Origin of the sequence: Erysipelatoclostridium sp. MSK.7.34 (assembly GCF_019041935.1) — a bacterium.
GTDB lineage: Bacteria > Bacillota_I > Bacilli_A > Erysipelotrichales > Coprobacillaceae > Thomasclavelia > Thomasclavelia ramosa.
In genome coordinates this window covers 15,808-28,085 of record NZ_JAHPYJ010000004.1, presented here as the reverse complement: position 1 = coordinate 28,085, position 12,278 = coordinate 15,808, and the positions used below count along the sequence as shown (strand labels likewise).

Here is a 12,278-nt window from a genome sequence, read left to right as displayed (position 1 = left end):
AATGCCAAAAGATAGTAGAATAAAAAAAGTATTAGTAATTGGTTCGGGACCAATTATTATTGGTCAAGCAGCAGAATTTGATTATGCTGGAACTCAAGCTTGTCGGGCATTAAAAGAAGAAGGGATTGAAGTAGTTTTAATCAACTCTAACCCTGCAACAATCATGACTGATAAGGATATTGCTGATAAGGTTTATATTGAGCCCTTAACCGTACCGGTTGTTAAAAGTTTAATAATTAAAGAACAGCCAGACAGTATTTTGCCAACCCTGGGTGGTCAAAATGCTTTGAATATTGCGATGGCATTAGCTGATGAAGGTTTTTTAGAAGAACATAATGTTCAAACGATTGGGACTTCAACTAATACGATTAAATTAGCCGAAGATCGCTTAGAGTTTAAAACCCTAATGGAAAATATTAATGAACCATGTGCAGCCTCATTAGTTGTTAATCATGTTGATGATGCTTTAGAGTTTGCTAAAAAGATTGGTTATCCAGTTGTAGTACGTCCTGCTTATACTTTAGGTGGAACGGGAGGCGGAATCGCTTATGATGAAACAGAATTACATGATATCTGTTCAAATGGATTAAGGTTATCACGAGTTAGTCAATGTTTAATTGAAAGGTGTATTGCCGGATGGAAAGAAATTGAGTATGAAGTAATGCGTGATGGTGCTGGAAACTGCATCACTGTATGCAACATGGAAAATTTAGATCCTGTAGGAGTTCATACTGGTGACAGTATTGTTGTAGCGCCAAGCCAAACTTTATCAGATAAAGAATATCAAATGTTAAGAACCTCTGCTTTAAATATTATTACAGCATTAGATATTCAAGGTGGGTGTAATGTTCAATATGCGCTAAATCCCGATAGTTTTGAATACTGTGTAATTGAAGTAAATCCACGAGTTAGTCGTTCTTCAGCTTTAGCTAGTAAAGCTACTGGTTATCCAATTGCAAAACTAGCAGCAAAGATTGCTTTAGGGTACACATTAGATGAAATCATCAATGCAGTAACAGGGAAAACTTATGCTTCATATGAACCAACATTAGATTATGTCGTATGTAAAATTCCTAAATGGCCATTTGATAAATTTGTTGATGCTTCAAGGGAATTAGGGACTCAAATGAAAGCAACTGGAGAAGTTATGAGCATTTGCAATAATTTTGAAGGTGCGCTAATGAAAGCATTACGTTCACTGGAGCAAAATCTTTACTATTTGCATCTAGATGAATTTGATGGAAAAGATGTTGAATTTCTCCAAAAGAAATTAAAAGATGTTGACGATCAAAGAATTTTTGCGGTAGCAGAAGCATTACGCCAAGGAATTAGTGAAAAAGAAATTCATGATATCACAAAAATTGATTTATGGTTTATCGATAAAATCAAACATTTAGTAGAAGTAGAAAAGGAATTACAAAATAAAGAATTAAGTGGAGAGTTATTGAAAAAAGCTAAACGTTTAGAATTCCCAAATCAAGTAATTGCTAAGTTAACAGGTAAAACTAGTGATGAAGTAAAAAATATGTGCCAAGAAAATAAAATTAACGCAGTGTATAAAGTGGTTGATACATGTGCGGCTGAATTTGATGCAACAACTCCATATTATTATTCAGTCTATGGTGGAGTAAATGAAGTAAATCCAGCTGATGATAAGAAAAAAATAATGGTTTTAGGTTCAGGACCAATCAGAATTGGACAAGGAATTGAATTTGATTATTGCTCAGTTCATTGCGTTTGGGCTTTAAAAGAAGCTGGTTATGATACAATTATTGTAAATAATAATCCTGAAACAGTAAGTACTGACTTTGATATTGCAGATCGCTTATATTTTGAACCATTAACACCAGAGGATGTTGAGAATATTGTTAATATCGAACATCCTGATGGAGCAATTGTTCAATTTGGTGGTCAAACTGCAATCAAACTAACAAAGGCATTAATGGAGATGGGGGTTAAAATTTTAGGAACATCAGCTGACGATGTTGATGCAGCTGAAGACCGTGAAAGATTTGATGAGATTTTAGAAAAATGTGAAATTGATCGTCCTCGTGGTTCAACAGTCTTTACAATTGAGGAGGCTTTAGAAGTTGCTAATCGATTAAAATATCCAGTTTTAGTTCGTCCTTCATATGTTTTAGGGGGAGCAGGAATGGAGATCTGTTTAAATGATGGTGATGTAAAGAAATTTATGAAAATCATTAATCGTCAATATCAAGAACACCCAATTTTAATTGATAAATATTTAGCTGGCAAAGAAGTAGAAGTTGATGCTATTTGTGATGAAAATGGAATACTGATTCCGGGAATTATGGAACATGTTGAACGTGCGGGAGTCCATTCAGGTGATAGTATATCAGTTTATCCAACTCAAAAGATCAAACAGCATATTAAAGATACGATTGTTGAATACACAGGTCGTTTAGCTAAAGCTTTAAATGTCATCGGTTTAATTAATATTCAATTTATTGTATATGAAGACCAAGTATATGTAATTGAAGTAAATCCTCGTTCAAGTAGAACAATTCCATATATTTCTAAAGTAACAGATATTCCGGTGGTAGATGTGGCAACTCATGTTATTATGGGAAAAACAATTAAAGAACAGGGATATGAATATGGCTTAGCACCAGAAAAAGAAACAATTGCGATAAAAATGCCGGTTTTCTCTTTTGAAAAAATTAAGGGAGCTGAGATTAGTCTTGGTCCAGAAATGAAATCAACAGGAGAAGTGCTTGGAATTTCAACTGATTATGATGAGGCAATTTATAAAGCATTTATTGGTTCAGGAATCAATTTACCAAAGAAAAAGAATATTATTTGTACGATTAAAGATTCTGCAAAAGATGAATTTTTACCAATTGCAAAACAATATTATATGTTTGGTTATGATTTATATGCAACCGAAGGAACTTATAATTTCTTAAAAGAAAATGATGTACCAGTTAGTTTAGTGAATCGCATTAGTGCTAAAAGTAACACATTGTTTGATTTAATGTTAACAGATACTGTTGATTTAATCATTGATATTCCCACTCGTAATGATAACTTAAAAGATGGTTTCTTAATTAGAAGATTTGCTGTAGAAGCAGGAATTCCAATCTTTACTTCATTAGATACTGCTCAAGCATTGATTACTAGTTTAGAAAAACGTCATAAAGGGGATACTTCTTTAGTAGATATTACTAAACTAAAATAGTTTAAAACAGACTTAGTGAGATTGCATCATTAAGTCTGTTTTTTGTAAAATATAAACTTTGATAAGTAGTTTCTTGATAAAATTATGGTCAATAACATTATTATTTTGAGTTGTTAATGAAGATAATTAACTTTATGTTTTTTTATATTGAAGTATAATTATTGAAAGAGGTAGATAATATGTATACATATGAAATGCTATATCGGTTGTGTAGCTAAGAATCTAGTGATAGTGTGATTGCACACTATTTATTAATGCATTTAAATTCATTGGAACAGTTGACGATTAAGAAAGTTATTGATGATGTAGGGATCTCTAAGGCTTCTTTACATCGTTTTTTTAGTAAGGGTGGCTATGAGAGTTTTAAAGACTTAATTACTATATTAGATGAAGAAGTAAAACAGAAAAAAATGTTTAATATTGATTATCAACAGTATCGTTCCAATATGGCTTGGAGTGCTCTAGAAACTGAGTTTGAAGATCATCAAATTAGAATTCTAATAAAGACAATAAAAAAAGCTAAACGAGTTGTTTTTTATGGTAATTCATGGGAGATATCATGTTTTAAAAGACTTAGTTTTTATTTATTTAATCATGGGATCGATATTTAAATTTTTATAATCTTAGAGTTTCTTATAATAAGATTATATCTAGTTAAAAGTAATGAAATTAGATTATTTTCTTGATATGGGTTACAATTACATATGGAAGTGATAAAATGAATATGAAAAGATATGAATTTGATGCTGTAATTAAAAAAGTACCGAATATAGATGGTGCTTATGTTGATTTTCCATACGATGTAAAAAAGGAATTTAATAAAGGACGTGTAAAAGTCATTGCTACATTTGATGGAATCGAATATTTAGGAAGTTTAGTAAAAATGAAAACCCCTAATCATATTATTGGGTTGAGAAAAGATATTCGAAAAATAATTAATAAACAACCAGGAGATATTGTTCACGTAACGATTCAAGAACGTGAATAATAGTAAATAAAACAAGGGGTGAAAAAGATGCTAAAAGTAGAGTCTAAATACACAAAGAAGTACCTATTCGCCATCTTGTTTTTTATTATAATGTCAATTATATGTGTAACTATTTTTTTAACTAATATCAATAGTGGGATTAATGAAAAAGTTCAAGAAATTTTACTTAACGAAGTGATTTCTCATCGCAAAAGTTTGGAAGCGACGATCTCTATACAATATCAAGAATTAGAAGGGATATCTGGGTATATCACTAGCTTAAACACACGTGATATGTCACAATTGATAAATTTTACTAAAGCATTTGTTTCTAAAAATGGATTTGATCGAATTGTTGTGGCGTTTGAAGATGGAATTGGATATCTAAGTGATGGTAGTAGTTATGATATAAGTACTAGAGGATATTATCAAGATACGATGAATGGAGGAGCTAGAAATAGTGAACCAGTAGATTCAGTTATTGATGGTGAGCGTAGGATGGCTTTATCTGTTCCAATTTATAGTCAACATGGTCAAATAATCGGTATGGTAATGGGATCTTATGATGTACGGGCAATTAGTGAAATTGAGTTTTCTAATTTATATAATAACAAGGGTTATACTTATTTAATTGATTATTCTGGTAATTTTTTGATTAATGATCAGAAGCTTCATAATTATCAAGGAAATTTTTATGACTATTGTCAGGAAAGTAATATTTTAAGTAATCAGCAGCTACAGCAGATAAAAACAGACATTAGTAATTATGTTTCAGGATGTGTTTTGACTAAAGGAGGTAAAGAAACACGCTATTTAGTATATGTTCCTTTAGAGTCAAGTGAGTGGGTAATTTGTTATTCTGTATTAGTCTCTGATGCATTTCAGGATTATCAGTTTATTATGAAATATGAGACATATTTGCTGGGAGCTGTTGCAATGGTTCTAACAGTTACGGTTCTTTATATTTTTATTGTAAATAAAAAAGAGCGTCGTGTTTTGTTAAAAAGAGCTGATTATGATAGTTTGACAGGTTTATATAATCGTCGGAAATTAACAGAGGAAATTAAGAGGTATTTAAAAGCTCAAAGTGAATTTGGATTAGCGATTTTAGATATTGATGATTTTAAGAAAATCAATGATACATATGGTCATCCTATTGGTGATATTATTTTGAAAGAAATTGGACAAATTTTAAGAGATAATCTTGGTGAATATTTGGTCGGACGTTTAGGCGGTGACGAGTTTGTTATCTTAATTGAAAATGTTCAAATTATTAATATTGTTATTCAAAAACTTGAACTGACTTGTAACCAAATTGCTAAAATAAAAATAGAAGAACATCCAGATATTGTTGTCACATGTAGTTGTGGGTTAGCAGTTGCACCAAAGGATGGAGAAACCGTAGCGGAACTATATAAGGCTGCAGACAGTGCCTTATATATTGCTAAATCATTAGGAAAAAATAAATTGGCAAAATTTTAAGGAGAAGAAGATGAGATATACAGGATTTGTAATATCAGTAAAAGACATTAATGCATCAAAAAAATTTTATGAAGAACTATTTGATTTAGAAGTTTATCAGGATTATGGAATAAATATTACGTTTGATTGTGGATTATCATTGCAGCAAGATTTTGACTGGCTTATTAATATAGAGAAAGAGAAGATTATTGAAAAAGCAAATGATCATGAAATTTGTTTTGAAGAAGAAAATTTTGATGCATTTTTAAAAAGATTATCTGTGTACCCACAAATAGAGTATCTTGATGATGTTATAGAGCATAGCTGGGGTCAACGAGTAGTCCGTTTTTATGACTTGGATAAACATATTATTGAAGTAGGTGAGTCGATGAAGATGGTAATTAACCGTTTTATTGATCGTGGGATGACAACGGAGCAGATTTCAAAAAAAATGGATGTGTCAGTTGCTGATCTTAAAAAACTGCTTAATGATTAAAAAGAATATTAAAGTAATAAAAGACCGTCAATGATCTTATTTTAAATCTAATAAGTTCATTAAACGGTCATTTTTTTCTAATGATTTAAAGACAAGTGCGCCGATAATTAAAACAATTAATTCTCCAACAGCAACATAGATTGCGTTTATTACATATGGAATATTGAAAGCATACCATAATTCAGCCCCAATAATCATTCCTGTTATAATTGCTCCTGCTCCAGCAGCTAAATAGCGATTTTTAATCAAGTACATAGCAATACATACTATAATCGTACTTAAAGTTCCAAAGACAATATCTAACATTCCCATTGGTGAAAATAGATTAGCAATAATGCAACCAATCGTTAAGCCAGGAATATAGCGTCGATTATAAAATGCTAAAAAAACAATTATTTCTGATAGCCTAAATTGGATTTCTGAATATGCGATGGGTGAGATTGCTAAAGTGAGTACAGCATAAACCCCCGCAATCATCGCATTGATTACAACCAGTTTTACTGAAATACCTTTGTTCATATATTATATCCTTTCATAGTATTATTTTCACTTAAATGTCACCTCATTGAAAACATGGATATTATATACGATTTTAAGTAAAAAGACTAGTCTTTCTGTATAGGAATATGAGAATTAAAATATTTTATATAAATACAACAATATTTAAAATTAAATACTTGCTCTTTTTATCAAAAAGATTAATCCCAATTAATAAAATATGTGATACGATAATAATGATGTATAATTACGAAAGGAAGGTTAACATGTCACATCGTATAGTGGTGCGCAAACACGAAAAAATTGATTATCAGCGCAGTACTTTCTTTACACTTGCCCACACACATTATGATAAAGATTATTATATGGAAAATCATTGGCATAATAGTATTGAAATCACTTATGTAGTAAAGGGCTTAAAGGTTCAACAGATGGAGAATAAAGAAGTTATTGCACCAGCAGGAACTTTGTTATTAGTGAATTCGGGAGTAATTCATGATGTTGATGTAAAGAAGGGATTAGAGGGGATTGTCTTATTGATTGACCGTAATTATATTGACCATGTTTGTCCACAATGTATTGAACGTGGTTTTAGCTTGGAAAAAGAACCATTAGCTAAAAAGAAAATTGTGGATTATTTATTCAAATTAGTAGAAGCCTATGAAAATAATAATAAAGTTAAAGCTAATATTATTGTTTTAGAAATTATTAGTGTTTTGGCTGAACAGTTAATGTTAGAGGGGCATTATATTAAAGAAAAGCATGATGATGAAAGTTATGAATTAGTTATTTCGATTACTGAATATATTGATTATCATTATGCTCAAAAAATTAGTTTAGATGATTTAGCAAGAATGACATGCTATAACAAGACTTATTTATCAAATATTTTTAAGAAAAAGACAGGTATTACTATTTTTGAGTATTTACGTAATGTCAGAATGCAGCATTGTTTATATGAACTAAAACATTCTGATGATACGATTGTAAGTATTGCTTTAAATAACGGATTTGCAAATATTCAAATATTTAATCGTGTATTTAAAGAAGTTTATCAAATGACACCAAAGCAGTATCGTGAAAAGAATAAGAAGTAAAGATTAATGAAGATTAAAACAAATAAACAACAATAATAATAAAATCCGCCATGCTAAGATAAGTGTCAAAGAGGAGGATGTTATGAAAAAGATTAAAAAGTTTTTATCATCGCTAATTGCAATAATGATAGTTGCAACAATGGTTACTTCTAATCTAAGTGCATTAGAGGTAAATAGCTCGTTTGTTCAAAATACGAACACAAGTAATACATATGGTTATGTAAATTATGAAACAGATCAATTTGAAACTTATAGTAAGGTTTCAGGAAGTGCTGGGAATTATACAAGTATTGCTTCAAAAGTTTATAAACCATTATCTGGAGATACTCTAATCGTTGTTTTTCATGGTAATGGAGAAGGTGGTGTTGATGGGGTTAGTAATAACTACTCACAGATAGCTGCTAATCGTTTAGCTGTAACTTATACAACTGATGAACTACAAAGTGCTTTTAAGGGAGCTTATGTATTAGCTTTTCAAGCACCAGATTATTGGTATAATGATTATACGCAACAAGCAAAAACTATTATTGATCAAGCTATAGCAGAATTTGGAATTAAAGAAGTATTTGTTTCTGGATTATCAGCAGGCGGTTTAATGACACAACGGATGTTAGCAAAATATGGTGATTTCTTTGCAGGCGCATTAATGTCATGTGCTGCTATTGCTAAAAATGACCAATATGTTGAAGGTCTAGGTGGAAATTACACTGATTCTACTGAATATTTAGATGCTGGTGATGCTTATACAAGTGGTGATACCTTTAAGAAACCAGTTGATTTCAATCAATATTTAGCTAATTATGACGAATGGCTAGAAAATATTGCCGTAAGCAATGTTCCGATTTTCATGGTACATTGTTATTATGATACAACAATCTATTATGGATGGACTCAATATGCTTATAATATGATTAAATCCTATCGTGATGACAGGGGGCTTGATGGAGATATCTACTGTGGTTTATTTGAGGATGTCAGTTATCCTGATGAAACATATAGCAGCGCTCACTGGTCGTGGATCAAAATGTTGAATGGTGATGTTTATGCTTCAACTAATGCGAGTTTAGATACGATTACATGGTTTAAATCTTTATCAACTTCAACTAATGATTATCAATTAAAAACAGTTACTAATCCTGTAGCTGGAGAAGCAGCAGGTGACAATATTTATGCTTATAACTTAATTGCTACAGTAACTAATAGTGGTGAAAAAATAACGGCTCTTGAAATTGATATGAACGGTAAGAAAGTTGATGCTTCTAAATTAACAACTGAGATGTTTAAAATAACCGGATACAATAGTGATGCTAGTGGTTTGGTTAAAGGTGATGTTCAGTCTTATGGAATTTTTGGAAGCGAAGATGAGCCTGTAGATATTGAGGTGGCTAGAGTATCAGTAAATGAAAAGGGTAATATCATATTAGATTTAGCAACACAGAATGGAGTATTAAATTATACTTCTTTGGCTCGTAATCTTGCGACTAAGATTAGATATAAACTAGCATCAGTAGCTCTACCAATGATTGTTGAGGATAATTCAACAACAAATCCTGATGATAAACAAACAGCTGTTAAAACAGGCGATGATTTAAATGTTTTAGGTGCTGGAAGCTTAATGATTATTTCATTGATGATGGTAGCTGTATCTAAACGAAAATTTGATTAAGAAAAAAGTTCTACATTTTTGTAGAACTTTTTATAACTATTTAAATAAACCTAAGTTAATACAAGCGTTATAAATACCATCATCATCAATACTGTCAGTGACAAAAGTTGCAATGTTTTTAAGATATGCGTCACCTTGTCCCATGCAAATAGAGATAGCAGCATGATTAAACATCTCAACATCATTTAAAGAATCGCCAAAACAAATATATTTATCAAGATTATATTGTTTTAAGATAACTTGAATACCAGTTGCTTTAGTTGCATCGGCATGAGTTATATCACAATATGTAGAGACTCCGGGTAAGATATGTAAACCTTCTAATTGTTTAAATGGCGCATAATCATATCCCTTCGGTCCATAGGCAATCATCGCTTCAACTTTTTGGTTTTGATAAATGCCTACCGGAGGGATGATAGAGTTAAAAAATTTACGTGCAGTGTAAACATTTTCATCGGGCTCTTGGGTAATGATTCGATGCTCCATTTTTAAAGCGAGTGGAATATTATTATCTTTAGCAATTTTTATACAACGATGGACTATTTCCGGGGAAATAACCAATTCTTCGACGATTTGAAAATTTTTATTAAGCACAGTTTGACCATTATTACAAACAAAGCCGTCCCAATTAGCAATATCAACAACCCCGGTACGTTTTAATGAATTAACAGCACGACCAGTTGCAATTCCAATTTTATAACCATTCTCTTGTAATTTTTGTAATGCTTTTTTAGTTGATGGAGTAACCTGGTAGTCATGGTTATCCATTAATGTTCCATCAACATCAAAGAAAATCATTGGTTTCATAAGCTCCCCCTTTTCATGCGTATATTTTAGCAAGCATACCTATGAATGTAAACAAAAAAGGAATATGACTAAACATATTCCTTAATTAAATTATTTTCCGCTTGGTAAAAATGGAATTAATCCCGCTGCTACGGCACTGATTGGCATTGATTGAAGAACTACTTTTCCTGGTCCTGTGACAACCGTATTAAAAAAACCTTCACCACCTAACAGTTTATTTTTAACTCCTTTAACGCTTTGAATTTCCATCTTGCATGTAGCATCCATCATAGCTAGATATCCTGTATCAATAACCATTTGTTGACCAGGTAATAAATCGTAAGAAATAGCTGAACCGTCAATTTCTAAAAAGACAGTACCTGTACCGCTGATCTTATTCATAATGAATCCTTCACCACCAAAAATTCCTGTTGCCATTTTTTTATTGAAAAAAACTGACATGTCAATTCCTGAAGTTCCTGCTAGGAATGATGACTTTTGTACAATAATTTCATGATTTGGATTAATTTCAACAGCTTCGATTGACCCTGGAAAAGAAGATGCAAAAGCAATCATGCCGTCTTCTTTAGCATGATAACGATTTTGGAACATTGTTTCTCCACTAAACATTCGACCAAATGCTTTACCAAAACCACCACTTGTTGTTTCCATTTCCATAACGGGATCCATCCAACTCATGGCACCGCTATCAGTAATCATTGATTCTCCTTTTTCTAAGTGACAAATCACTACAGGGAGATTGTCCCCTTTAATCTCGTATTTCATTTTATTTCTCCTTATTTATTGCGATACAAACTGGTGCAGGAATAGCTAAAGTTGAAGCTGTTCTAACTAGTTGTTCGCTTTTTTCATCAAATGTTAATAACTCTAATTCATCATCGTCTTGCGCACCAACAATTAAATATTTATCATCAATAATATTAAAATCACGAGGATTTTTACCAGTATGAACCATATATAGTAATGAAACTTTACCAGTTTCTTGGTTGACTCGATATAGAACGATGCTATCATGACCACGGTTTGAAATGAATAAATGATTTCCTGTCGCACTTAGACGAATAGCGCTAGCGCTCGAAAAACCGTGAAAATGACGAGGCGTTGTATGAATAACTTGAATTAGATTTAAATATTTATCATTATATTTATAAACCATTAAATTATTAGAAATCTCATTTACTAGATAAGCAAAACGACCATCTTTAGAGAAAATCATGTGACGTGGTCCAGAGCCTGGTACCACATTTAAAGTATGTTCAACATCTTCTTCTAATTTTCCATCCTGATAAGTATACATGATTACTTTATCAGCTCCTAAATCAACAGCATAAACAAATTCCTTATCAGGGGTTATTCCAACATAATGGCAGTGTGGTCCAGTTTGTCGTTTTAGTAGATCGGGACCAAGTCCAGTATGGTGGATAGCACAGATTTTTTCTTTAATAAAATTATTTTCTAATAAATATGATGCTGTGGAACCAACATGATAGTTAGCTGCAAAAAGATATCGTGAATTATCACTAACACATAAATGGGTATAAGAACGTCCATTAGAATTATAATTATTGTTGGGAATAAGTTCTTCTTTGTGAATTGAAAAACTTCCAATTCCACCTCCATTATTAAGTCGACTAGCATTTTTGTAAGCTACGTATAAAATATTATTTTTAGTGATCATGTAAGATGGATAATCATGGGTTACTATATGTTGTACCAGAGATAATTTTTGATTTTCTTCATTAAGATCAATAATGTAAATTCCTTTATTGTCACTTTTACCATAACTAGATACATAGAATGTTTTCATGTTAAAACCTCCTTGTTTTTATTTTATCATAAATTATTAATGAAAGGGTTTTATTATACCATTTTTGCAATAAATTTTTATTCTTAATAAATGTTTTATTAACTACTAACCTTTGAATTTGATTATAAATGGTTGATTATAAAAATAAAAGATATTTAGTAATTTATTTGTGTAGACAATATATATTGTTTGGACTATTATAGTAAATAATTAGTGTATTTGTTTATAATTAAAAGTGAAAGTGAGATGGTATAAGTGAAATCATATCAGAAGATAGAAA

General features: G+C 31.2%; 11 protein-coding genes. 7 read left to right on the top strand and 4 right to left on the bottom strand.

All coding sequences use genetic code 11. The features are described from left to right. The first annotated feature begins 1 nt into the window (after nt 1). From carB to KTF99_RS04050, 5 genes are all read left to right on the top strand, one after another. Nucleotides 2–3,199 (top strand): carbamoyl-phosphate synthase large subunit, encoded by a 3,198-nt coding sequence (gene carB, locus KTF99_RS04070; protein WP_029481193.1) that lies wholly within the window; start codon nt 2–4, stop codon nt 3,197–3,199. A gap of 254 nt (nt 3,200–3,453) precedes the next feature. Further along, complete coding sequence (locus KTF99_RS04065; protein ID WP_254210088.1) at nt 3,454–3,810, top strand: hypothetical protein; 357 nt, start codon at nt 3,454–3,456, stop codon at nt 3,808–3,810. Nucleotides 3,811–3,917: 107 nt separating this feature from the next. Next, entirely contained in the window at nt 3,918–4,187 is a 270-nt protein-coding gene (locus KTF99_RS04060; RefSeq protein ID WP_008793043.1) for a DUF1905 domain-containing protein, read from the top strand. Between the two features lie 90 nt (nt 4,188–4,277). Continuing rightward, nucleotides 4,278–5,648 carry a sensor domain-containing diguanylate cyclase gene (locus KTF99_RS04055; protein WP_226828655.1) on the top strand — a complete coding sequence of 457 codons (1,371 nt, stop codon included), beginning with the start codon at nt 4,278–4,280 and terminating at the stop codon, nt 5,646–5,648. 10 nt (nt 5,649–5,658) lie between these two features. Then, the gene (locus KTF99_RS04050) at nt 5,659–6,123 is read left to right on the top strand and encodes a glyoxalase (protein WP_008793041.1); all 465 of its coding nucleotides are present in this window, start codon (nt 5,659–5,661) and stop codon (nt 6,121–6,123) included. A gap of 36 nt (nt 6,124–6,159) precedes the next feature. On the opposite strand, the gene KTF99_RS04045 is transcribed toward KTF99_RS04050, so the two are convergent. Continuing rightward, nucleotides 6,160–6,642 (bottom strand): QueT transporter family protein, encoded by a 483-nt coding sequence (locus KTF99_RS04045; protein ID WP_003537067.1) that lies wholly within the window; start codon nt 6,640–6,642, stop codon nt 6,160–6,162. Nucleotides 6,643–6,887: 245 nt separating this feature from the next. Between KTF99_RS04045 and KTF99_RS04040 the strand changes: the two genes are divergently transcribed. Together KTF99_RS04040 and KTF99_RS04035 are read left to right on the top strand one after the other, a co-directional pair. Beyond that, a complete protein-coding gene (locus tag KTF99_RS04040) occupies nt 6,888–7,718 on the top strand; it encodes an AraC family transcriptional regulator (RefSeq protein WP_008793040.1) in 831 nt (276 codons plus the stop codon). 82 nt (nt 7,719–7,800) lie between these two features. After that, nucleotides 7,801–9,384 carry a hypothetical protein gene (locus KTF99_RS04035; protein ID WP_009300703.1) on the top strand — a complete coding sequence of 528 codons (1,584 nt, stop codon included), beginning with the start codon at nt 7,801–7,803 and terminating at the stop codon, nt 9,382–9,384. Nucleotides 9,385–9,420: 36 nt separating this feature from the next. Here the strand turns inward: KTF99_RS04035 and KTF99_RS04030 are convergent, their stop codons facing one another. The 3 genes from KTF99_RS04030 to KTF99_RS04020 all read right to left on the bottom strand — a co-directional run bounded on the left by KTF99_RS04030 (nt 9,421) and on the right by KTF99_RS04020 (nt 11,998). Further along, nucleotides 9,421–10,191, bottom strand: a complete 771-nt coding sequence (locus KTF99_RS04030; RefSeq protein ID WP_008790930.1) for a Cof-type HAD-IIB family hydrolase — start codon at nt 10,189–10,191, stop codon at nt 9,421–9,423. 90 nt (nt 10,192–10,281) lie between these two features. Continuing rightward, nucleotides 10,282–10,956 (bottom strand): TIGR00266 family protein, encoded by a 675-nt coding sequence (locus tag KTF99_RS04025; protein WP_003537074.1) that lies wholly within the window; start codon nt 10,954–10,956, stop codon nt 10,282–10,284. A gap of 1 nt (nt 10,957) precedes the next feature. Continuing rightward, nucleotides 10,958–11,998 carry a lactonase family protein gene (locus KTF99_RS04020; RefSeq protein ID WP_003537076.1) on the bottom strand — a complete coding sequence of 347 codons (1,041 nt, stop codon included), beginning with the start codon at nt 11,996–11,998 and terminating at the stop codon, nt 10,958–10,960. Nucleotides 11,999–12,278: the final 280 nt, after the last annotated feature.